The following is a 24,706-nucleotide window of genomic DNA, read 5'->3' as shown; positions in this document are numbered from 1 at the left end:
TCTTGACGGTGTGCAGGGCAACGCTAGGTGGGGGGTGCGCGCTCGCGGATCCCTCGCCTTGACAGTGGTAGGCCCGCGATCTCCGCCGCACTGTCAGCGCGAGCGATGGGGGCGCCCGGCCGGCTCAGTAGGGTCGCGAGACATGGCTTCCCTGACTTCGCGCGCCGACGTGCTGGTGGTCGGCTGCGGTCCGAGCGGTGCGGTGCTGGCGAGCCTGCTGGCCCGCCGTGGCCACCGGGTGCTCGTGCTCGAACGCCACCGCGAGGTCTTCGGGCTGCCGCGGGCCACCAGCTTCGACGGGGAGACCGCCCGCCTCCTGGCGGCGGCCGGCGTCGGCGCCGGGCTGGCCCGGATCTCGGTCCCGGCGACCGGCTACCAGTGGCGTGGCGCGGCCGGCGACGTCCTGCTGGACATCGCCTTCGGCGACACCGGCCGCTACGGCTGGCCCGACGCCAACACGATGCACCAGCCCGCGCTGGAGGAGCTGCTCGGCGCCGCGGTCGCGGCCCGGCCGACGGTGGAGGTCCGCCGCGGCCTGACCGTCGTCGGCCTCGAGCAGGGCGACAACGAGGTCACCGCGATCGCCGAGGACGAAACCGGCGCCACGCACACCTTCCGGGCCGGCTGGCTGGTCGGCTGCGACGGCGCGAACAGCGTCGTGGCCGAACTGGCCGCGGTGCCGGTGACCGACCTCGGGTTCTCCTTCGAGTGGCTGCTGTGCGACGTCGAGCTGCAGGAGCCCCGCGAGTTCGTGCCGACGAACCTGCAGCTGTGCGACCCGGCCCGGCCGACGACGCTCGTCGGGAGCGGGCGGGACCGCCGCCGCTGGGAGTTCATGTGCCTGCCGGGTGAATCCGCCGCCGAGCTCGACACCACCGAAACCGCGTGGCGGCTGCTGGCCCCGCACGGCGTCACGCCGGAGAACGCGAAACTGTTGCGCAGCGGCGTTTACCGGTCCCACGCGCGGTGGGCGCAGCAGTGGCGGCAGGGCCGGGTGCTGGTCGCCGGGGACGCGGCCCACCTGATGCCGCCGTTCGCCGGGCAGGGCATGTGCTCGGGCATCCGCGACGTCAGCAACCTGGCGTGGAAGCTGGACCTGGTGCTCGGCGGCCGCGTGGCCGAGCGGCTGCTCGACACCTACACACTCGAGCGGCGTGGCCACACCAAGGCCGCGGTCCTCGCCTCGGTCAAGCTCGGCCGGGTCATCTGCGTGACCGACCCGGCCGCCGCGGCCGACCGCGACGCGGCGATCGTCGCCAACGGCGGTGGCCGCCGGACCGGGCCGCCGGCGGCGACGCCGTTGACCACCGGGCTGCTCCAGCCCGGGGGCGGCGACGTGCTCGGCGCCGGCCGGCTCGACGACCTGATCGCGACCGGCTTCGTGCTCATCACCACCGAAAAGCCCGAAGCCATCGGCGAAAGCGAGCGCGCCACGCTGGCCGGGCTCGGCGGCACGATCGTCCACATCGGACCCGACGCGGCCGACCGCGGGTACGCGGACGACCTGCGCGAGCGCGGCGCGGCGTCGATGCTGGTGCGGCCGGACTACCACGTCTACGGCACCGCGGCCGCCGGCGGCGCGAACGCGTTGCTGGCCGGGTTCTTCGAGCGCCTGGGTGCGCATCGCCCGTCAGGCTGAGGGATCCCGGCCGCCGGGCAGCCCACCTAGCGTTGGTCGACGTGAGTACCTCTGAGCAAGATCTCATCCGGGCGCTGCGCGAGTCGGTCAAGGAAACGGCCCGGCTGAAGCAGCGGAACAGCCAGCTGCTCGCCGCGGCCTCGGAGCCGATCGCGGTGGTCTCCATGGGATGCCGGTTCGCCGGCGGCATCACCGGGCCGGAGGACTTCTGGCGGGTGGTGTCCGACGGCACCGACGTCTACACGCCGTTCCCCGCCGACCGCGGCTGGGACCTGGCCAACCTGTACGACCCGGACCCCGACACCCCGGGCACGACCTACGTCGACCAAGGCGCCTTCCTGCACGACGCCGCCGAGTTCGACGCCCGCTTCTTCGGGATCTCACCGACCGAAGCGACGGCGATGGACCCGCAGCAGCGGCAGCTGCTCGAGGTCTGCTGGGAGACGATCGAGCGCGCCGGGATCGACCCGGACAGCCTCCGTGGCACCACGACCAGCGTCTACGCGGGCATCGTGCACCAGGACTACGCGCCCGACCTCGCGGGCGCGGAAGGCTTCCTCAGCCTGGAGCGCGCGCTGGGCAGCGCCGGCGGCATCGCCTCCGGCCGGGTCGCCTACTGCCTCGGGCTCGAGGGGGCCGCGGTCACGGTCGACACGATGTGCTCGTCGTCGCTGGTCGCGATCCACCTGGCGAGCCAGGCCCTGCGCCGCGGCGAGTGCCAAATGGCGCTCGCCGGCGGGTCGACCGTGATGGCGACGCCGGGTGGCTTCGTCGGGTTCGCCCGCCAGCGCGGGCTCGCGTTCGACGGCCGGATCAAGTCCTTCGCCGCCGCGGCCGACGGCAGCAGCTGGGCCGAGGGCGTCGGCGTGGTGCTGCTCGAGCGGCTCTCCGACGCCGAGCGCAACGGGCACCAGGTGCTCGCGGTGATCCGCGGCTCCGCCGTCAACCAGGACGGCGCCTCCAACGGCCTCACCGCCCCGAACGGGCCCTCGCAGCAGCGCGTCATCCGCGCCGCGCTGGACGCCGCCGGGCTGGCCGCCGAGGAGATCGACGCTGTCGAGGCGCACGGCACCGGCACCACGCTCGGCGACCCGATCGAGGCGCAGGCGCTGCTGTCGACCTACGGCAAGGGCCGTGACCCCGGGCAGCCGCTGCTGCTCGGCTCGGTCAAGTCGGTCCTCGGCCACACCCAGGGCGCTTCCGGCGTCGCCGCGGTGATCAAGACCGTGCTGTCGCTGCGAAACCGGTACCTGCCGGCCACCCTGCACATCGACGCGCCGACCCCGCAGGTCGACTGGTCGCCCGGCACCGTCGAGCTGCTGACCGAGGGACGCGCGTGGCCCGACACCGGGCGCCCGGCCCGGTCCGGCATCTCGTCGTTCGGCGCCAGCGGGACCAACGTCCACCTGATCATGGAGGAGGCGCCGGCCGCCCCCGAAGCGGTCGAGCCGGCCGTCGAAGTCCCTTCGGGGACGGCACTTCCGTTCGTCGTCACGGCCAAGACGCCGACCGCGCTGGCCAACCTGGGCCGCCGGCTCGGCGAGTCCCTGGACGACGACGCCGCGCTCGCCGACATCGCCCACGCGCTGGCGACCGGACGCGCGGTGCACAGCCACCGCGCGGTGGTCGTCGCGGGCACCCGCGAAGAGCTGCGTGCGGGTCTCGACCTGGTGGCCGAAGGACAGACCGGACCCGGCGTGCTCGCCGGGGCGGCCACCACGAGCGGGCCCGGCAAGGTCGTCTTCGTCTTCCCCGGCCAGGGCACGCAGTGGGTCGGCATGGGCCGGCGGCTGCTGGAGACCTCGCCGGTCTTCGCCGCCCGCATCGACGAGTGCCAGAAGGCGTTCGAGCCGTGGGTCGACTGGTCGCTGGTCGATGTCCTGCGCGGCGAGGCCCCCGAGGACCTCGAACGCGTCGACGTCGTGCAGCCGGTGTGCTTCGCGATGATGGTCGGGATGGCGGCGGTCTGGGAGTCGCTGGGCGTCGTCCCGGACGCGGTCGTCGGGCATTCGCAGGGCGAGATCGCGGCCGCCTGCGTTTCGGGCGCGCTGTCGCTGGCGGACGCCGCGCGCGTGGTGACCTTGCGCAGCCAGCTGATCGCCGAGCTGCTGCCGGCCGGCGGCGGGATGGCGTCGGTCGGGCTGGGCGAGGACGCCGTGCGCGCCCTGATCGAGCCGTGGGGCGAGCGCCTGCAGGTGGCCGCGCTCAACGGGCCGTCTTCGGTGGTCGTCGCCGGTGAAGGCACCGCGCTCGACGAGCTCGCCGCGCAGCTGGCCGACACCGACATCCGGTACCGCCGGGTGCCCGTCGACTACGCCTCCCACAGCCACTACGTCGAAAACCTGCGCACCGCCCTGCTGGCGGACCTCGCCGCGGTCACGTCGTCGGCGCCGCGCATCCCGTTCTACTCGTCGGTCGAGCCCGGCTGGCGGGAAGACGCGGCCTTCGACGCCGACTACTGGTACCGCAACCTGCGTCAGCCGGTCCGGTTCGAGCCGGCCGTCCGCGAGCTGATCGCCCAGGACCACCGCGTCTTCGTCGAGGTCGGCGCCCACCCGGTGCTGGTGCCCTCGATCACCGGGACCGCGGCGGAGCTGGACGTGGACGTGCTCGCCGTCGGGTCGATCCGGCGTGACGAAGATGGACTCGCCCGCCTCGCCACTTCGGCGGCCGAGGTCTTCGTCCGCGGCGTGGCGGTGGACTGGCCGGCGCTGCTGCCCGAAGGCGCCGGCGCGGGCCGGGTCGAGCTGCCCACCTACCCGTTCGACCACCAGCGGTACTGGATCACCATGCCCAACACCGCGGCGGGCGCCGAGTCGCTGGGGCTGACGACCAGCGACCACCCGCTGCTCGGCGCGATCGTGGAGCTCCCGCAGACCAACGGTGTCGTCTGCACTTCCCGGTTGTCGCTGGCCACCCACCCGTGGCTGGCCGGGCACCGGATCCAGGACAACGTGCTGGTGCCCGGCACCGCCTACGTCGACCTGGCGATCCAGGTCGGCGACGAGCTCGGCTTCGGCGTGCTCGACGAGCTGGTCATCGAGCAGCCGCTGGTGCTCGGCGAGGACGAGGCCGTCAGCCTGCAGGTGTCCGTCGGCGCGCCGGACGCCGCGGGCCGCCGCCGCGTCGAGGTGCACAGTTCCGGCGCCGGCGGCGAATGGCGCCGGCACGCCACGGGCCTGCTGTCCGACGCCTACGACGAGACGACCGGCAGTGGCTTCGACTTCGGCGAGTGGCCGCCCGCGGGCGCGGTGGCCGAGCCGGTCGCGGACTTCTACGAGCGGCTCGCGGACCGCGGCTACCAGTACAGCTCGGCCTTCGCCGGGCTCACCGCCGTGTGGCGGCGCGGCGAGGAGATCTTCGCCGAGGCGGCGCTGCCCGCCGACCACCGCGACGACGTCGACCGGTTCGGCATCCACCCGGCGTTGTTCGACGCCGCCTTGCACGCCAACGCTTTCCACCGCCGCACGGACGACCGCAACGTGCTGCCCTTCGCCTGGAACGGGGTCCGGCTGCACGCCGGCGGGGCTGTCACGCTGCGCGTGCGGGTCGCGCCGTGCGGACCGGACGCGCTGTCCTTCGACGCCGCGGACGGCACCGGCGCGCCGGTGCTGTCCATGGAATCCCTGGTCTCGCTGCCCATCACCGACGTGAGTGGGGCGGCCGCGTCGCGGGTGCCGGAGTCGCTCTGGCAGGTCGACTGGACGCCGTTGCCGCCGGCGGCGGCCACCGCGCCGGGGAACCTGGTCGTCGTCGAGGACTCCGGCGACGTCGTCCGGCTGACGCTGGACGACGCGCTGCCGGACGTCGCCGTCCTGGACGTCGAGCCGGCCGCCGAGCCGCTGCCGCTGCTGGGCCGGGTGCTCGAAGTGGTGCAGGCGTGGCTGGAGGAGCCGGAGCTCGCCTCGGTGCCCCTGGTCGTCGTGACGCGCGGCGCGGTCGCGGCGTCCGGTCCGGTCACCGACCCGGCGGGTGCCGCGGTCTGGGGCCTGGCGCGGTCGGCGCAGGCCGAGCACCCGGGCCGGCTCGTCGTGGTCGACGTCGAGCCGGGCGGCGACCGCGACGCGGCGATCGCCGCGGCTCTCGCCACCGGCGAGGCGCTGGTCGCGGTCCGCGACAACGCCGTCCTGGCCCCGCGGCTGGGCCGGGCCGTCCTCACCGAAAACGCTGCGACGGAAGGCTTTGCCGACGACGGCACCGTGCTGATCACCGGCGGCACCGGGGTGCTCGGCGCGCTGCTGGCCCGGCACCTGGTGACCGAACACGGCGTCCGCCGGCTGGTCCTGGCGGGCCGGCGTGGCCTGGCCGCCGACGGGATGCCCGAGCTGGTGGCCGAACTGGCCGAGCTGGGCGCGGCCGCCGAGGTGGCCGCGTGCGACGTGACCGACCGCGACGCGCTCGCCGCGCTGCTCGCCGGCATCCCGGCCGAGCACCGGCTGACCGGGGTCATCCACGCGGCCGGCGTGCTCGACGACGCCGTCATCGCCGGCCTCGACCCGCACCGCCTGGCCCGGGTGTTCGCCCCGAAGGCGGCCGCCCTGGCGCTGCTGGACGAGCTGACCCGCGAGGACCCGCCCGAGGTCTTCGCCGTGTTCTCCTCGGCCGCGAGCGTGTTCGGCTCGGCCGGCCAGGGCAACTACGCGGCCGCGAACGCCTACGCCGAAGCGGTCGTGTCCGCGCGGGCCGCCGCCGGCCTGCCCGCGGTGGCGCTGGCGTGGGGCCTCTGGAGCCCGGCGACCGGGATGACCGGCGGGCTGGCCGAGGTCGACCGCACCCGGATGAGCCGGGGCGGCGTCCGTCCGATGGCCACCGAAGAAGCGCTGGCCAGCTTCGACGCGGGCATCCGCGCCACCACTCCGCTGCTGGTCCCGATCGGGCTCGACCTCGGCGCGGTCCGGGCCGAGGTCGGCGCCGACGGCGTCGTCCCGGCGCTGTTCCGCGCGCTGGTCCGCGCGCCCCGGCGGACCGCGCGGGCGGGCGCCGAGGACGCCGGGGGCGCCCTCGGCCGCAAGCTCACCGGGCTCACCCCCGAAGAGCAGGCCGAGGTGGTCCTCGGGCTGGTGCGCACGGAGGTCGCGACCGTGCTCGGCGTCGCCGACCTCGACGCCGCCTCCGACGACACCCGGTTCGGCGAGATCGGCTTCGACTCGCTGACCGCGGTCGAGCTGCGCAACCGGCTCACCGCGGCGGCCGCGGTCAAGCTCCCGGCCACGCTGATCTTCGACTACCCGACGCCGCGGCAGCTCGCCGCGCACCTGATCGAGAAGGTCCAGGGCTCGGCCGCCTCGGCCGCGCCCGCGCCGCGTGTCCCGCAGCGCGCGCTCCCGGCCGCCGACGACCCCATCGTGATCGTCGGCATGGCGTGCCGGCTGCCCGGCGGCGTCACCACGCCGGCCGAGTTCTGGGACCTCGTCGCCGAAGGCCGGGACGGCATGTCCGGGCTGCCGGCCGACCGCGGCTGGCCGGTGGAGCGCCTCGTCGGCACCGACCCCGACGAGGCCGGCACCACCTACGCCGCGCAGGGCGGGTACCTGCACGACGCCGGCTACTTCGACGCGGGCCTGTTCGGCATCTCGCCGCGTGAGGCCACCGCGATGGACCCGCAGCAGCGGCTGCTGCTCGAAACCACCTGGGAGGCCCTGGAAGCGGCCGGCGTCGACCCGTCGTCGCTGCGCGGCGCGCCGGTCGGCGTCTACACCGGCATGTCGATCCACGACTACCTCGGCGACCTGGCCAGCGTGCCCGCCGAGTTCGAGGGCTTCACCACCACGGCGACGGCCGGCAGCGTCGCCTCCGGCCGCGTGTCGTACGTCTTCGGGTTCGAGGGCCCGGCCATGACCGTCGACACCGCGTGCTCGTCGTCCCTGGTGGCGATCCACCTGGCCGCGCAGGCCCTGCGCCAGGACGAATGCGAGATGGCGCTCGCCGGCGGTGTCGCCGTGATGGGCTCCCCGGTCGGCCTGACCGGGTTCTCCCGCGCCCGCGGGCTGGCCGCGGACGGCCGGATCAAGGCGTTCGCCGCGGCGGCCGACGGCACCGTGCTGTCCGAGGGTGTCGGCGTGGTCGTGCTGGAACGGCTGTCCACCGCGCTGCGCAAGGGACACCACCCGCTCGCCGTCGTGCGTGGCTCGGCGATCAACCAGGACGGCGCGTCCAACGGCCTCACCGCCCCGAACAGCCTGGCCCAGCAGCGGGTCATCCGGGCCGCGCTGGCTTCGGCCGGGCTCGCGCCGGACGAGGTCGACGCCGTGGAGGCGCACGGCACCGGCACCACGCTCGGCGACCCGAGCGAGGCGTCGGCCCTCATCGCGACCTACGGCCAGGACCGCCCGGCCGAGCGGCCGCTGTGGCTCGGCTCGGTGAAGTCCAACCTCGGCCACACCCAGGCCGCGGCCGGTGTCGCCGCGGTGATCAAGATGGTGGCGGCGATCCGGCACGGGCAGCTGCCGCCCACGCTCTTCGTCGACGAGCCCACCCCGCACGTCGACTGGTCCGAAGGCGCCGTGACGCTGCTGACCGAGGGCCGCGACTGGCCCGAGGTCGACCGGCCGCGCCGCGCCGGGATCTCGTCGTTCGGCATCAGCGGCACCAACGCCCACCTGATCCTGGAACAGCTCCCCGAGCCGGCCGCCCCGGAGACCGGCGAGGACGACGCGCCGGTCGCGCTGCCGTTCGTGCTGTCCGCGCAGAGCCCGGCGGCCCTCGCCGGTCAAGCGGCCCGGCTGCGTGCCGCCGTCGAGCGGGGGGTGCCGCTGGCCGGCGCCGCCCGGACGCTCGTCGCCCACCGCGCGCTGCTCCCGCACCGGGCGGTCGTCGCCGCGACCGGCCGGGACGCGCTGCTCGCCGGCCTCGACGCGGCCGCCGCCGGTGCGGCCGGCCCGGCCACGGCGCTGGGCTCGGTCACGCCCGGCGCCGCGGGGTCCGTGGTGTTCGTGTTCCCCGGCCAGGGCGCCCAGCGCGTCGGCATGGGCCGCGCGTTGCACGAACGGTTCCCGGTCTACGCCGCCGCTTTCGACGAGGCGTGCGCGAAGCTAGACGAACGCCTGGCCGGCGCGGTGGACCACGCCGTCAAGGACGTCGTCTTCGCTTCGCCGGACACCCCGGAAGCGGACCGGCTGAGCCAGACCGTCTACACCCAGGCGGCGCTGTTCGCCGTCGAAACGGCCCTGTTCCGGCTCGTCGAGTCCTGGGGCGTGCGGCCCGCGCTGCTGCTGGGGCACTCGATCGGCGAGATCACCGCGGCACACGTCGCCGGCATGCTCTCGCTCGACGACGCGGCGACCGTCGTGGCCGCCCGCGGCCGGCTCATGCAGGCGCTGCCCGCCGGCGGCGCGATGGCGGCGGTGGCCGCCACGGAAGAAGAACTGCGGCCGTTCCTGGGCGAGGGCGTCGCCCTCGCCGCGGTGAACGACCCCGCCTCGGCCGTGCTCTCCGGGGACGAGGACGCGGTGGACGCCGCCGTCGCGACCCTGCGCGAGCAGGGCCGCAAGGTGCACCGGCTCAAGGTGTCCCACGCGTTCCACTCGGCGCGGATGGACCCGATGCTGGACGAGTTCCGCGCCGCGCTCGCCGACGTCGTCTGGCGGCCGGCCCGGATCCCGGTCATCGCCCCCGACGGCGCCGACCTGACCGACCGCGACCACTGGGTCGACCACGTCCGGCGGACGGTGCGCTTCGCCGACGGCGTCGGCGCGGCGCTGGAGCGGGGCGGGCGGCTGTTCGTCGAACTCGGGCCGGGCGCGGGCTTGTCCGCGCCGATCCTGGAGACGGCGGCGAGGGCCGGGCACGAGCCGGTGTGCGTCCCCGCGCTGCGCGACGGCCAGGCCGAGCCGGAGACCCTGCTCGGCTCGCTGGCCACGCTGTTCGTGCGCGGGGTGCCGGTGGACTGGCAGCCCGTCGTCCCCGACGGCGTCGCCGACGTTTCCCTGCCGACGTACGCCTTCGACCGGCGGCACTACTGGCTGACCTCGGCGCCCGGCGCGGTGAACGCGGCCGACCTGGGCCAGGTCGAGGTCGAGCACCCGCTGCTGGCGGCGATCGTGCCCGTCCCCGACACCGGGGGCCTGATCGGCACCGCCCGGCTGGCGCTCTCGACGCACCCGTGGCTCGCCGGGCACCGGCTGCACGGGACGGCGATCCTGCCGCCCGCCGCGCTGGTCGACCTCGCCGTGCGCGTGGGTGACGAGCTCGGCTGCGGCGTGCTGGGCCGCCTGACGCTGGAGACGCCGTTCGTGGTCCCGCCGGAGACGACGGTCCGGCTGGAGATCGTGGTCGGCGCCGAAGCCGGCGGCAGCCGCCCGTTCACCGTCTACGGCTCGCGGGACGCGGACGGCACCTGGGTCCGGCACGCCGAAGGCACGCTCGAAGCCGGTGCCGTCGCGGATCCGGCGTTGGCGACCGCCTGGCCGCCGGCCGGCGCCGAGCCGGTCGCGCTCGACCCGGAAGCGGGCGGGCGCGCGGAGCTGCTCGGGCTCTGGCGTGCCGGCGAGGACACCTTTGTGGAGGTCGCGCTCGCCGACGACGAAGAGCCCGCCGCGTTCGGTCTCGACCCGGCCCTGCTCGACGCGGTGACCGAAGCGGTCGTCGACGCCGGATCACTGGCGGCACACTGGGAATCGGTGGTGCTGCACGCCACCGGCACCCGCCGGCTGCGGGCCCGGCTCGCCCGGCTGGACGACACGCACTGGCGGCTCGAAGCGGCCGACGAGACCGGCCGGCCGGTGCTGTCCGCGCGGTCGGCCGGCGCGGCGCGGATCCGGCCCGAGGACGTCGGCGCCCGCCCGGCGGCGGACGCCATGTACCGCCTGCAGTGGCTGTCCGTGCCCACTCCGGCGTCGCCGGCGGGCCCGCCGGCGACCGTCAATGTCACCGGCCCGGCGGGAGTCGCGGCGCTCGCCGAGGTGCCCGGCCGGACGGACGCGGCCGTGTACGACCTGCCGGCCTGCACGGCGTACCCGGCGGCCGTCCTGTCCGACGTGCTCGCCGTGCTCCAGGCGTGGCAACGGCACGCCCCGGCGGACACCCGGCTCGTCGTGCGGACCGAAGGCGCCGTCGACGGCGGGACCGGCGGTGTCACCGACGCGACCGGCGCCGCCGTCTGGGGCCTGGTCCGCGCGGCCCAGGCCGAGCTGTCCGGCGTGCTGCTGCTCGACGTCGCGCCGGACCTCGACGCCGGCGGAGTCCTCGCCGCGGCGCTGGCCCTCGACGAACCGCAGCTCGCGGCCCGGGCCGAGGGGTTCCGGGTGCCGCGGCTCGCGGCGGCCGGGCCGCTCGACGACGAACCGGGCGCGTGGGACCCGGCCGGGACCGTGCTGATCACCGGCGGCACCGGGTCGCTCGGCGCGCTCGTCGCCCGGCACCTGGTGCGGACCCGCGGGGTCCGGCGGCTGCTGCTGCTGTCCCGGCGTGGCCTCGCGGCCGACGGCGCCGAGGCGCTGGTGGCCGAGCTGGCCGAGCTGGGCGCCGAGGCGTCCGTGGTCAGCTGTGACGTCGAGGACCGGGACGCGCTGGCGGCGGTGCTCGCCACGATCCCGCCGGCCCACCCGCTGACCGCGGTCGTGCACACCGCGGGTGTGCTCGACGACGGGCTGCTCGACGCCATGACCCCGGAGCGGCTGGCCGCCGTGCTCGGCCCGAAGGCCGACGCCGCCCGGCACCTGGTGGAGCTGACCCGCGACCGCGACCTCGCCGCGTTCGTCACGTTCTCCTCCGCGGCCGCGCTGCTCGGCTCGGCCGGGCAGGCCAACTACTCGGCCGCCAACGCCTACCTGGACGGCCTGATGGCGATCCGGCGCGCGAACGGCCGGGCCGGCGTCTCCCTGTCCTGGGGGTTGTGGGCCCAGGACGGCGGCATCACTCTCGACCTCGGGGACGCCGACCGGGCCCGGATGCGCCGGGCCGGCGTGTCGCCGCTGAGCCCGGAGGAGGGCCTCGCGCTCTTCGACGCGGCCGTGGACAGCGGTGAGGCCCACCTCGTGCCGATCAAGCTCGACCTCGCCGCAGCGCGGGCCGAGGCGGCCGACGGCGGCGCGGTCCAGCCGCTGCTGCGCGACCTCGTGCGCGTCCGCCGCCGGGCGGGCCAGGCGGCGGTCGCCGGTGACCTGGCGAGCGCGCTGGCCGGCCGGTCGGTGGCCGAGCAGGAGCGCACCCTGCTGGCCCTGGTCCGGACGCGCGTGGCGGTGATCCTGGGGTACGCGTCGGCCGAGGAGATCGCGCCGGACGCGCCGTTCCAGGCCGCCGGGATGGACTCCCTCGGCGCGGTCGAGCTGCGCAACCGGCTCAGCGCCGAAGCCGGCTTCGCGATGCCCGCGACACTGGTGTTCGACTACCCGACGCCGGTGGAACTGGCGGCGTTCCTGCGGGAGCGGCTCAGCGGCCAGGACGCGGCGGTGGCGGCCGAGACCATCCGCGCGGTGGACCCGGCCGAGCCGATCGCGGTGGTCGGGCTCGGCTGCCGGCTGCCCGGCGGAGTGCAGGATCCGGACGGGTTCTGGGACCTGCTGACCGCGGAGCGCGAAGGCCTTTCGCCGGTGCCGACCGACCGCGGCTGGGACCTGGCCACCATCCCGGTGCGGGAAGGCGGCTTCCTGACCGACGTCGCCGAGTTCGACGCCGGGTTCTTCGGCATCTCCCCGCGCGAGGCGACGGCCATGGACCCCCAGCAGCGGCTGCTGCTGGAGGTCGTGTGGGAGGCCTTCGAGGACGCGGGCCTCGACCCGGCCGCGTACCGCGGCACCGACGTCGGCGTGTTCGTCGGCGTGATGGGCGAGGGCTACGGGATGCACGGCGGCGACCCGCAGACCGACGGCCTCCGGGTGACCGGCGGCGCGCTTTCGGTGGCGTCCGGTCGCGTGTCCTACGCGTACGGCTTCACCGGCCCGGCGATCTCGGTCGACACCGCGTGCTCGTCGTCGCTGGTCGCGACGCACCTGGCGATGCAGGCCCTGCGCAACGGCGAGTGTTCGCTGGCGGTGGTCGGCGGTGTGACGGTCATGGCGACGCCCAACGCGTACGTCGAGTTCGCGAAGGCCGGCGGCCTGGCGGCCGACGGGCGCTGCAAGGCGTTCGCGGCGTCGGCGGACGGCACCAGCTGGTCCGAGGGCGTCGGCGTGGTGCTGCTGCAGCGGCTGCCGGACGCCGAGGCCGAGGGCGCCACGGTGGGTGCGGTGATCCGCGGCTCGGCGGTCAACCAGGACGGCGCGTCGAACGGCCTGACCGCCCCGAACGGGCTCGCGCAGCAGCGGGTCATCCGGCGGGCGCTGGCGGTCGCCGGGCTCGAATCGTCCGAAGTGGACGTTGTGGAGGCGCACGGCACGGGCACCCGCCTGGGCGACCCGATCGAGGCCCAGGCGTTGCAGGAGACGTATGGCCGGCGCGAGCAGGCGGACCCGCTGTGGCTGGGCTCGGTGAAGAGCAACGTGGGCCACACCCAGGCGGCGGCCGGCGTGGCGGGGATGATCAAGATGGTGCTGGCGCTGCGGCACCAGACACTGCCGGCGACGTTGCACGCGGACACGCCGACGCCGGAGGTCGACTGGTCCGGGGACACGATCCGCCTGCTGACCCAGGCCCGCCCGTGGCCGGCTCGCTCGGACCGGCCGCGTCGTGCGGGGGTGTCGGCGTTCGGGGCCAGTGGGACCAACGCCCATCTGATCATCGAGGAGCCGCCCGCGCGGGCGGCGGTCGAGTCTGGGGCCGAGGTACTCCTGTTCGCGGGGGCGGCTGGTGAGCCGGGCCTGCCGGTCGCGGCCGAATCCGGGCTGGAGCCGGCCGCGGGTGCTGCGGCCGGACCGGCGCTGGTGCCGGCTGGTGAGCCGGTCGGTGCTTCGGATCGGCTTGGCGCTGGGCTGGAGCCGGCCGCGGGTGCCGTGGCCGGACCGGCGCTGGTGCCGGCTGGTGAGCCGGTCGGTGCTTCGGATCGGCTTGGCGCTGGGCTGGAGCCGGCCGCGGGTGCCGTGGCCGTGGCCGAACCTGGGCCGAAGCCGGCCGCAGCCGAACCGGCCGAGCCCGCACTCCTGCCCTTCGTCCTGTCGGCCGGCGACCCCGACCGCTTGGCCGCGGTCGCGGCCGGCCTGGCCGACACCGTCGAAAACCGCCGCCCGCCCCTGCCCGACCTCGCCGCCGCGCTCGCCTTCGGGCGGACCAAGCACCGGGAGCGGGCCACCGTGCTCGCCGCCGACCACGCCGAGCTGGCCGCGCGGCTTCGGGGCCTCGCCGCCGGCGAGACCGGATCCGGTGTCGTCACCGGGCGGTCCGGGCCGGGCACCGGCGCGGTGTTCGTCTTCCCGGGGCAGGGTGGCGGCTGGGCCGGCATGGGCCGGGAGCTGCTGGCCGCCTCACCCGAGTTCCGCGAGTGGGTCCGCCGCTGCCAGGGGCTGCTCGACGCCTACGACTGCGACTGGACGCTGGAAGAAGCCCTCGGCGGCGCCAACGACCTCTCGCGCACCGACGTGGTCCAGCCCGCGGCGTTCGTCCTGATGACCGGGCTGGCCCAGCTCTGGGCCCGCGCCGGCGTCGCGCCCGAGGTCGTCATCGGGTCGTCGCAGGGTGAGCTCGCCGCGGCCTGCGTGGCCGGGGTGCTCTCGCTGGACGACGCGCTGCGGATCTGCGTCGTGCGGTCCCGGCTGGCCGCGGCGCTGCCGCCGACCGGCGGGATGCTCGTGCTGGGCGTCAGCCGGGCGCAGGCGGACGAACTGCTGCCCGCCTACGACGGCCGGCTCGAGCTGGCCGCGGTGAACGGGCCCGCGATGGTCGGCTTCTCCGGTGCGGTCGAAGCGATTTCCCAGCTGGAGGCGTACGCCGCCGAACACGGGATCTGGTGCCGGCGGCTGCGTGCGGACTACGCGTCGCACTCCTACCTCGTCGACGAGCTGGAGCGGCCGATGCTGGCCGAGCTCGACGGCGTCGGCGAGCGTCCGGCGCGCGGGCTCGTCGCCTCGTGCCGGTTCTACTCGACCGTCGAAAGCCGGTGGATCGGCCCGGACGAGGTGCTCGACGCGGGTTACTGGTTCCGGAACCTGCGCCGGCCGGTCGAGCTGGCCGACGCCGTCCGCGCGGTGACCGACGGCATGCGGGCCGTCGTCGAGGTGTCGCCGCACCCGGGGCTGGTGTCGTCGGTCCTCGACGTCATCGCCGACGCCGGCCGGCCGGTCGGGGTGCTCGGCACGCTGCGCCGGGACCACGGTGGCGCGCGCCAGGTGCTGACGGCGCTGGCCGAGGCGTTCGCGATCGGGCTGCCGGTCGACTGGTCGGCGGCGGTGCCGGCGGACTCGGCGTGGCGTGCGCTGTGCCGCGATCTGCCGACGCATCCGTTCCAGCACCGGCGTTACTGGCTGCGGGGCGGTTCGGGCGTGGCCGCGGAAGAAGCGGTCCACCCGTTGCTGACCACGGTGACGGTCCTGCCCGACGACACCGGTGTGCTGGCGATCGGCCGGCTGTCGGCGACCGACCGGCCGTGGCTGGCGGGCACGGTGCCCGCCTCGACGTGGGTCGAGCTGGCCATCCGCGCCGGTGACGAGGTCGGCTGCGGCACGCTGGCCGAGCTCGACGTCGTGGCGCCGCCGCGGCCGGGCGACGTGCAGGTGCAGGTCGTCGTCGGCGCGGACGACGGCGGCCGTCGCCCGGTGCGGGTGCGGACCGGCAGCGACCGGTCGGGCTGGACGCTCAACGCGACCGGTGTGCTTTCGGCCGAACCCCTGTCGTGGCAACCGATGTCGGACGACGAGAAGTTCGAGGCGGTGGAGCTGCCCGCGGAGCTGCACGAGGACGGTTTCGGCGTGCACCCGGTGCTGCTGGCCGCGATGGCGGGCGATGTGGTCGCCTGGCGTGACGTCGAGCTGCACGCGACCGGCGCCACGTCCGCGCGGGTCCGGGTGCGCCCGGTCGAAGGCGGCGTCGAGCTGACGGCGGTGGACGAGTCCGGCCTGCCGGTGCTCACCGCGCGGCGCGTCACGGCGCGACCGGCCGCGGAGTCCCGGGCCGCCGGGACGGGCGAGGTGCTGCGGACCGAGTGGGTCTCGCTCGACCGCGAGGCCACCACCGCGCGGATCGTCGCCGTCGACAGCGATGATTCCGTGTTCTCCCTCGTCGAAAACCCCGCGGCGCTGGCCGACGCGGTGGCCGTCTTCGACGTGCCGTTCGGTGCGGAGCCTTCGGTTGCCTGCCGTCAGGCCTTGGGTGTCGCGCAGGCTTGGCTCGACGAGCCCGAGCTGTCCGGCTTCCCGTTGGTGGTGCGGACCCGGCACGCGGTGCCGGTCGAGGCCGGTGCGGTGCTCGACCCGGCCGCCGCGGCGGTGCGGGGCATGCTCGCCGCGGTGCAGGCCGAGTACCCGGACCGGTTCGTGCTGGTGGACGTCGAGCCCGCCGCGGATCCCGGCGACGGGCTCGGGACCGTGCTCGCCGCCGGTGCCGCGCAGGCCGCGGTGCGGGCGGGGCGCGTTCTCGTGCCGCGGCTGGTCGCCGGCACCGCTACGGCGGCCGGCCTGGATCCGGCCGGCACGGTCCTCATCGTGGGCGACGGCGGGGACCGGGTGGCCCGGTACCTGGTGGCCGAACACGGTGTCCGGCACCTGGCCTTCACGGGCGCGGTGCCGGAGGGACTGGACGCTTCGGTGACCGCGTGCGACGTCTCCGAGGTGTCGGCTCTTCCGCCGCTGACCGGCGTCGTGCACGTGGCCGGGACGGCGGACGCCACCCCGCTCGCGGAGCTGGACGCGGACGGGCTGACCGAGGTCCTCGACGCCCGCGCGGCCACGCTCGGGCACCTGGCCGAGCTGACGGCCGGACAGGACCTGGCGTTGTTCGCGGTGGTCACGACGGCGGCGGACCTGACGGGCCCGGCGGACCAGGCGGCGACGGCGGCGGCCGACGGCCTGGCCCGAGCGATCGCGACGGCGTGCGGAGCGAGCGTGCCCGTGCTGGTACCGGGTGACGAAAGCGCCCTGACGGCGGCGCTCACCGAGCGGTTCCCGGTGCCGGGTCACCCCGAGCGGTGGGCGGCGCCGGAGCCGGGCCGCCCGGTCCCGCCGTCGCTGCGCGGCTTGGTCCGGCCCCGGCGACGGTCGGCGTACCGAGCCCCGGCGGGCACGGAGACGACCGGCCGCTGGGCCGAGCTGCTGAGCACCCAGGTGGGCGCGGAGCGGGAGCGGACCGTGCTGGACCTGGTGCGTGCGCAGCTGGCGGGGGTGCTGGGCCTGAGCCCGGACGAGCCGGTGGACCCGGACCGCGGCTTCTTCGAGGTCGGCCTGGACTCGTTGATGGCCCTGGACCTGACACGCCGCCTGACGGGCCACGCGAGCGTGCCGCTCACCCCGGCGGCGGTGTTCACGAACCCGACCCCGGCGGCGTTGACCCGCTACCTGGTGGAACGCCTCGAGGCGGGAGGGACGCCGTGAGGATCGTCTTCTCCGGCCTGCCGGGCTACGGCCACATCTACCCCCTGCTGCCGCTGGCCCTGGCCGCCCGGGAGGCAGGGCACGACGTCGCCTACGCCACCGATCCGATGTTCCACCCGGTGCTCCACCGGATCGGCATCCCGGCGATTGCCGCAGGGATGCCGATCCGGGAGGCCTTCGCCACCGTTTTCGCCGGGCAGGGCACCGACTTCCGGGCGAGACCGTGGCCGGACTGGCTCGAGCCCTCGGTCCGGGTGTTCGGCGACGTCCTGCCAAGGCGGTTCGCCGCCGACCTGCTGCCGACGCTGAAGGCCGACCTGGTCGTCTACGAAGCGAGCAACCCCGGCGCCGGCCTGGCCGCGCGCAAGCTGGGCATTCCGGCGCTGTGCCACGCCATCGCGCGGGCCGAGGCGCCCGAGGCCGGTCTCGACGGCTACGAACGCCTCGCCGACCACCTGGCCCGCGCCGCCACCCACCCCAAGCTCCTGATCCCGTGGGCGATCGCCGCCAACCGGTGGCGGCGGACGGGCCTGCCGCTGCTGCGTGCCGTCGCCGCCGAGATCGGCGTCGAGCTGGCCGAGGACGACTACGAGCTGGGGGACCGGTACCTGGACGTCTTCCCGGCGTCGTTGCAGGAACCGTCGTTCGTGGGGCGGCCGGAGCGGCTGCCGCTGCGGCCCACGCCCTTCACCGAACCCGGCGAGCTGCCGGCGATCGCGCTGGCCGAGCGGAAGCGGCCCCTGGTCTACCTGACGCTCGGCACGGTCGTCGGCACGGCTCCCGCGCTGCGCGCCGCGATCGACGAGCTGTCCACAATGGACGTGGAGGTGCTGGTGGCCGCCGGGGAGAACCTGCCGGTGGCCGACTTGGGTGAGTTGCCCCCGAACGTCCACCTCGAACGCTGGGTGCCGCAGGCGGAGCTGCTGCCGCTGGTCGACCTGGCCGTGCACCACGGCGGCTCCGGCACCACGCTCGCCGCGGCCGCCGCGGGGGTGCCGCAGCTGCTCCTGCCGGTCGGCTTCGACGGCTTCGTCAACGCGGGCGCGGTGGCCGCCGCGGGTGCCGGGACCCGGCTGTTCCCGGGCGAGAGCATCGCCGAGGCGGCGGCCGGGCTGCTCGGCGGCGCGAGGCCGACGGCGCTGGCGGAAGAGATCGCGGCGATGCCGAGTCCCGAGGACATCGTGGCCCGCCTACCGGAAGGCTAGAGCCGAGCCAACGCCACCGCACCGTACACAGTGGACAGCGCCCCCAGCGGCGATGCCCGCACCACCGGAGCAGTCACCCCGGGCCGGGCCAGCGCGTCCACGTGCCGCGCGACCGAATCGACGAACCCGGGCAGCCCGCCGGCGAACCCGCCGCCCACCACGACCGTGCCGGGGGCCAGCAGCTCCCGGACCCCGGTGATCGCCACCGCGAGCCGGTGGCAGGTCCGGTCCACCGCGTCGACCGCCCAGTCCGCTCCAGCTCGCCAGCCGTCGCGCAGCGCATCGAAGTCCACCGGGGCGCCCCGCAGACTGGACGCCCGCGCCAATGTGGCCGGGCCAGACGCCGAGGCCTGCACGCACCCGCGACGGCCGCAGCGGCACTCCGGGCCGTCCGCGTCCGTCACCACGTGACCGAGCTCGAAGGACCCGGGCCACCGCCGGCCACCCAGGATCAGGCCGCCGCCGACACCCGTGCCCACGCCGACGTACAGCAGGTCGTCGCAGCCCAGCTCGCGTGCTTCGCCCAGTGCGCCCAGCTCGCCGTCGTCGGCCCAGCGCAGCGGCGCGTCCCCGAAGACCGTGCGAAACGTCCTGCGCAGGTCCAGGCCCGTCCACTCGGGACGGTTCGGCCAGGTCGTGACGAGGCCGTCGGCGCCCACCGTGGCCGGCATGGCGACCCCGATCCCGGCGAAGCCGGCCGGGACCGGCCGCCGGAACCGGGTCACCTCGGCCGCGAGCTGCGTCAGGTCGGACTCCAGGCCGCGCCCGCGCCAGCGGAAGGCGTGTTCCCGCACCTCGCCGCCCTCGGTTTCCGCGCGCAGCGCGACCTTGGTGCCGCCGAAGTCGACGCCGAGCCAGGTCTTCGTCACCGCCGGCCCGGGACCGTCACCGGTGGGCACACCGCCAGCAGCTCGTGGGGCGACCGGATGACCAGATCGGGGCTGGCCGACATCAGGTCGGCCTCGTCCACGGTCGCCCAGGTCGCCGCGATCGCGGTCACCCCGGCGCCGCGGGCGCTGCGGATGTCGGCCGGGGCGTCGCCGATCATCACGGCCGCGTCCGGCTCCGCGTCGAGCAGGCTCAGCGCCCGCAGCACGATGTCCGGGGCCGGCTTGGCGTGGGCGACCTCGTCCGAGCCGATGACGTGGTCGAAGTGCTGGATCAGGTCGAGCGTGGTCAGCAGGGACCGCGCCCGCGGCCCGGCCTTCCCGGTCGCCACGGCGAGCCGGAACCCGCGCTCCCGCAACGTCGAGAGCAGCTCGCGCACTCCGGGCACCACCGGCACCTGGTCGGCGAGCCGGTAGCTCTCGCGGACGAACGGCTCCTCCATCGCCAGCGGCAGGCCCATCCGGCGCATGATCTCCGGGAAGTACAGGCCCTGGTAGCGCTGGTACTCGGCGAACGGCGCGGGGCCGGGGCCGACCACCTCGGCGTACGCCGCGTCGAAGGCCCGCCCCATCACCTCGTGACTGTCCACCAGGACGCCGTCGAGGTCGAAGACGACGACATTGCGCATCGGCACCTCCCTCATCGCGTCGCCGCCGCGGTCGCGACCGGCAGGGTGGGCAGCTGGGTTTCCGAGGCCGCGTACAGCGCCTCGATCGCGCCGACGATCCGCCGCGCGCCTTCGATCGCGGAGCCCCGCGAAGACGGGTCGGCGAGGCGGTCCCGGACGTCGTCGAGCTGACTGGCGTATTCGGTGCCGATCGGCTCGGCGGGCAGCTCGATCTCGCTCGTCGAGCCGCGCCGGACGACGCTGAGCCGCGGCCGCTTCTCGCGGTTCGGGCTGAAGCCGAAGCAGGTCCGGAGCGTCGCGGCGCCTTCGCTGCCCTCGATCCGGATCTCGGTGACGTCGTGGGTCGCCGAGTGCGCGGCCCAGCTGGCGCGCAGCCCGACCGACAGCCCGTCGCCGGTGACCAGGAACCCGCGCACGGTGTCCTCGACGTCCGCGTCGAGCTCGGGCGCCGGCTGGTCGTGCCGCCAGGCGGCCGTCCAGCGCGGGTCGTTGACGTGGTCCCGCGAAGTCGACGCGGCGACCCGGTCGAAGGCCACCGGGCCCGCGATGCTCTCCAGGACGTCGAGCAGGTGCCAGCCGAGGTCGAACAGCACGCCGCCGCCGGCCTCCGCGCGGCTGGTGAACCAGCCTTGCGACCGGGGCACGCCGCGCGCCCGTTCCCAGACCAGGTCGATGTGCCGCAGGGTGCCGAGCTCGCCGGCCAAGGCCGCCAGCTCGCGCACGTCGGCGCGGTAGCGGCAGGCGCTGCCGGCCAGCAGCGGGCCGCCGCCCGCCCGCTCGGCTCCGGCCAGCGTCTCCGCCTCCGCGCTGGTGAGGCAGACCGGCTTCTCGACGAAGGTGGCGAGACCCCGGTCGAGCAGCCGGCGCGCGATCGCCGCGTGCAGGTGGTTGGGGGAGGCGACCAGCGCGAGATCGGCGTCTTCGGCGCGCAACGCGTCGACGTCGGCGAAGGCCGGCCGGTCGGTCGCCGCGGTGAACGCCTCCCGTTGAGGGGGGTCGGGATCGACCGCGGCCACCACCTCGTAGTCGCCGCTCGCCATCAGGCGGGGCAGCCAGATCTCCCGGCCGGACCACCCGAACCCGACCAGTACGGTGCGGATCCTCATCCGGCGGCCACCAGGTCGGCCACGATGGCGGCGGTGTCGCCGAGGACCTGCTCCGAAGCGAGCAGCGTGCGGTGGTGCAGCCAGACGCAGTCCGCGCTGATCGCGTCGGCGTTGGGACAGCGCCGCGCGAGCTCGTCGACGGACGTCTCGGGGGCGCCCATCTCCCAGAACGCGTTGGTGCGGTAGATGGCGCGGAACGCCGCGAAGGCCGGGATCCCCGCGTCGACCAGGCGGTCGACCAGGAGGTTGCGCCGCTCTTCGGTCCAGCCGGGGAGCCGGAACATCGCCATGTAGTGCGGGTTCCGGTCGGCGCGCGAGTCGCCGCCCTGCGGCCGGACGCCGGGGATGTCGGCCAGCTGCGTGGAAAGGAACTTCCAGCGCTGCTCCCGCACCTCGATCTGGCCGTCGAGGCGGCTCAGCTGGGCGCGCAGGACGGCGGCCGAGAACTCGTTCATCCGCATGTTGGTGCCGGCCACCTGGTGGTGGTAGCGGCGGTCGGTGCGGGGCCGGCCGCAGGAGTGGTGCAGGAACGCCTTCTCGTACTCGTCGGTGTCCGGGAACAGCACCGCGCCGCCTTCGCCCGCGGTCATCAGCTTGCCGTTCTGGAAGCTGAACGCCGCGACCGAGTCGAGCTCGCCGACACCCTTGCCCTGCCAGCGGGCGCCGTGCGCGTGCGCGGCGTCCTGCAGGATCCGGACGCCGGCGTCGGAGGCGAGCTTGTCGAGGGCGTCCATGTCGGCCATGAGCCCGGCCATGTGCACCGGCATGATCACCCGGGTCTTCGGCGTGATCGCGGCGGCGGTGGCCTCGACGTCGATGTTGTAGGTGTCCGGGTCGACGTCGACCGGCACGGCGACGGCCCCGATCCGCTGCGCGGCCTGGGACGAGGAGATGAAGGTGAACGCCGGCACGATCACTTCGCTGCCCGGCCCGGCCCCCATCACCTGCAGGGCGAGCTCCAGCGCGTGCGTGCCGTTGGTGACGGCGAGGGCGTGGCGGGCGCCGTGGTAGCCGGCGAACTCCCGCTCGAAGCTCTCCACCTCGCTGCCACCCATGCGCCACCACTGGCCCTGGGTCAGCGCGCGGTCGAGAGCCCGGCGTTCGGTGTCGTCGAATTGCGGCCAATCCGGAAAGGTCGGCCCGGGTCGCGGACTCATTTCTGCCATGCTCCTTCTGTTGCTTGGCTTCACGGTACGAAATCCGCTTCCCCAGGGGCCATCCCTCAAGCTGACAGCACTTTCGGAAGTCGTGTTCGTCCGATTCTGCGAATTCGACGTGAACGCACCGCCGTTTTTCGTGACATTCGCGGGGACATTCGCGTGCGAAGGGAAACGGCGGTCCTCAGACGCGGGTGATCCGCGCCCGCCAGGCGTGTGCCCCGTCCGGATTGTTGTTGTTGTCGAGCTTCGCCGGCTCGATCGCGTCGATCCGCCAGCCGGTGGCGAAGCACGCCCGCAGCTCGTCCTGGCTCACCCGCCGCGGCCCGTTGCCGGGTGGCTGGCGGTCGCTGAAGCAGACCAGGAACAACCGGGCGCCCGGCGGCATCACGGTGGCGAGGCTGTCGACGTACCGGACCCGCTCGGCGTCGGTGAAGACGTGGAAGAGGCCGCAGTCGAGCACGGTGTCGAACTGCTCGCCCAGTGCGCCGAGGTCGAGTGCGTCGGCGACCAGGAACCGGACGTCGAGGCCGCGTTCGCGGGCTTTGCGCCGCGCGGTTTCGATCGCGGCCGACGCCGGGTCGATGCCGACGGTCGGCAGGCCGAGCGCGGCGGTCATGAGCGCGTGCTCGCCGGTGCCGCAGCCGGCCTCGAGCACCCGGCCGCGGAAGGCGCCCGCCTCGGCGAGGCTGCGCAGGGCCGGTTGCGGGCCGCCGGTTTCCCACGGCGGGGTGCCCGCGTACTGCGCGTCGAAGTGTTCGGGGGAGAAGGCCTTGGGCATCCGGCGCGCCAGCATCTCCAGGATCCCGACGACTTCCTTGAGCCGGCCGGGCTCGTCGATGGCGGCGGCCGCGCCGAGCCGCTCGTCGACCCGGGCGGCGGCGCGCGCGGCGGCGTTGTGCTGGGCGACGGGCTTGACGATCGTGCGGCCGGGTGAGTCCGGGTCGGTTTCGGTGGTGAGCGCGCCCCGGTCACGCAGGGCGGCGACGCTCGTTTCCACGTAGCTTTCCGGGAAGCCGGTGCGCTCGGCGATGTCCGTGGTCGAGGTGCCCGCGTGCCCGAAGATGTCGAGCATGACGTGCTGCACGCCTTGGGACAGCTGCCGCAGGCCGTTGGGGTCCGGGATGGCGTCCTCGCCGAGCCGCATCAGCTTGCTGCCGAGGTCGTACAGTTCGAAGCCGTCCATGGGCGGAAGTGTTGCCGACGCCGGACAGCGCACACATCACGCACGTTGACGGTGCTTCCCGCGGGCCGCCCGCGCCTTGCCCGGCGGCGACAACTAGCAGTGTGAGGGATGCCCGGGGCGTTCGGCCCGGAACTACCGTGGCCGACGGATATCGCGGAATCGGGCCGTACGAGAGAAGTGAGCTTTCATGGGTGTGATCCAGTCCGAACGGACGCTGTCCAACTTTCTCGCCTATCTCGACGGGCTGCGGGCACGTGGGGCGGTGCACTTCGACGACAAGATCAAGGCCTGGCACGTGCTCGACTACCAGGACGCCCTCCAGGTGCTGACCGACGCATCGGCCTTCTCGTCCGACGTCGAACCGCTGGCCCCGAAGCAGGAAGACTTCGACCTGTTCAAGAAGGGCAACTTCGTCCGCGCGGACGACCCGGTGCACCGCCGGCTGCGCAGCCTCGTCAGCCGGGCGTTCACCCCGAAGATGATCGCGGACCTCGAGCCGCGGATCACCGAGGTGACCCACCAGCTCCTCGACGACGCCGACGCCGGCGGCGACCAGTGGGACCTGATCGAGCAGCTGGGCTACCCGCTGCCGTTCATCGTGATCGCGGAGATGCTCGGCATCCCGGTCACCGACCGCGCGTTCGTCCGGCGGCTGTCGGACACGTTCTTCGAGGTGCACAACGTCGACCCGGAGCAGTCGCTGGACTCACTGGGCGAGAGCGCGGTCGACAACGTGGCGCCGCTGCTGCGCGAGCTGAACCTGCACCTGCTGGAGTTCGTCCGCGAGCGCCGCAAGCACCCGGCCGACGACCTGACGAGCAAGCTGCTGGCGGTGGAGGACGACGGCGTCACCCTGGACGACGAGGAGACGGTGGGCTTCCTGGGCCTCCTGCTGCTGGCCGGCCACGTCACGGCGACGTCGACGCTGGGCAACACGGTGCTGGCCCTGCACGAGAACCCCGAGGTCTGGGACCAGTTGCGCGCGGACCCGACACTGATCCCGGCGGCGGTGGAGGAGTCGATGCGCTACCGCCCACCGTTCCCGCGCCTCGGCCGCCAGGCGAAGAAGGACGTGGTGATCGGCGGCCAGCCGATCCCGGCGGGCTCGTTCGTGCTGGCCTGGCTGACCACGGCCAACCGGGACGAAACGGTCTTCACGGACCCGAACAAGTTCGACATCCACCGAGGCCCCAACCCCCACCTGACGTTCGGCAAGGGCATGCACTTCTGCCTGGGCGCACCGCTGGCTCGGCTGGAGGTGCGCATCGCGATGCGCATGCTGATGGACCGCTACAAGGAGATCCGGGTGCGGGACGACGTACCGGTGAACCTCCGTAATCCGTGGGCGATGATCGGCGTGAACAAGCTCCCGATCGAGGTCACCAAGGCCTGACGAGGGAAAGGAACGGGCCCGGCGACGGGCGGCTCCCCAAGAGCTGCCTGACGCCGGGCCTGTTTTTGTTGTGCACAAAGAGAAACAGGCAGCCGGCAGCGCAAGCCGAGTA

Annotated in this window: 9 protein-coding genes; 4 read left to right on the top strand and 5 right to left on the bottom strand. The window is 74.8% G+C overall.

The window, feature by feature from the left end:
• The first annotated feature begins 142 nt into the window (after positions 1-142).
• From mhpA to M8542_RS38740, 3 genes are read left to right on the top strand one after another with little or no spacing between them, the layout of a single operon-like run.
• Entirely contained in the window at positions 143-1,639 is a 1,497-nt protein-coding gene (gene mhpA, locus M8542_RS38760) for a bifunctional 3-(3-hydroxy-phenyl)propionate/3-hydroxycinnamic acid hydroxylase MhpA (RefSeq protein ID WP_257925337.1), read from the top strand.
• Between the two features lie 41 nt (positions 1,640-1,680).
• The gene (locus M8542_RS50130) at positions 1,681-17,031 is read left to right on the top strand and encodes an SDR family NAD(P)-dependent oxidoreductase (protein WP_308210321.1); all 15,351 of its coding nucleotides are present in this window, start codon (positions 1,681-1,683) and stop codon (positions 17,029-17,031) included.
• The gene (locus tag M8542_RS38740) at positions 17,028-18,236 is read left to right on the top strand and encodes a glycosyltransferase (RefSeq protein WP_257925336.1); all 1,209 of its coding nucleotides are present in this window, start codon (positions 17,028-17,030) and stop codon (positions 18,234-18,236) included. The genes M8542_RS50130 and M8542_RS38740 overlap by 4 nt, the downstream gene beginning before the upstream one ends.
• On the opposite strand, the gene M8542_RS38735 is transcribed toward M8542_RS38740, so the two are convergent.
• From M8542_RS38735 to M8542_RS38715, 5 genes are all read right to left on the bottom strand, one after another.
• Positions 18,233-19,105 carry an ROK family protein gene (locus tag M8542_RS38735; protein WP_257925335.1) on the bottom strand — a complete coding sequence of 291 codons (873 nt, stop codon included), beginning with the start codon at positions 19,103-19,105 and terminating at the stop codon, positions 18,233-18,235. The genes M8542_RS38740 and M8542_RS38735 overlap by 4 nt on opposite strands.
• Entirely contained in the window at positions 19,102-19,752 is a 651-nt protein-coding gene (locus tag M8542_RS38730; RefSeq protein WP_257925334.1) for an HAD-IA family hydrolase, read from the bottom strand. Before M8542_RS38730 ends, M8542_RS38735 begins: the two co-directional genes overlap by 4 nt.
• 11 nt (positions 19,753-19,763) lie before the next feature.
• Positions 19,764-20,858, bottom strand: coding sequence for a Gfo/Idh/MocA family protein (locus M8542_RS38725; protein WP_257925333.1), 1,095 nt, complete (start codon positions 20,856-20,858; stop codon positions 19,764-19,766).
• A complete protein-coding gene (locus M8542_RS38720) occupies positions 20,855-22,015 on the bottom strand; it encodes a DegT/DnrJ/EryC1/StrS family aminotransferase (protein WP_257925332.1) in 1,161 nt (386 codons plus the stop codon). Before M8542_RS38720 ends, M8542_RS38725 begins: the two co-directional genes overlap by 4 nt.
• 184 nt (positions 22,016-22,199) lie before the next feature.
• Entirely contained in the window at positions 22,200-23,201 is a 1,002-nt protein-coding gene (locus M8542_RS38715) for a class I SAM-dependent methyltransferase (RefSeq protein WP_257925330.1), read from the bottom strand.
• 187 nt (positions 23,202-23,388) lie between these two features.
• Between M8542_RS38715 and M8542_RS38710 the strand changes: the two genes are divergently transcribed.
• The gene (locus tag M8542_RS38710; protein ID WP_257925329.1) at positions 23,389-24,594 is read left to right on the top strand and encodes a cytochrome P450; all 1,206 of its coding nucleotides are present in this window, start codon (positions 23,389-23,391) and stop codon (positions 24,592-24,594) included.
• The last annotated feature ends 112 nt before the right edge of the window (positions 24,595-24,706 follow it).

Source organism: Amycolatopsis iheyensis (assembly GCF_024703995.1).
Lineage (GTDB): Bacteria > Actinomycetota > Actinomycetes > Mycobacteriales > Pseudonocardiaceae > Amycolatopsis > Amycolatopsis iheyensis.
This window is presented reverse-complemented; position numbering and strand designations above follow the sequence as displayed.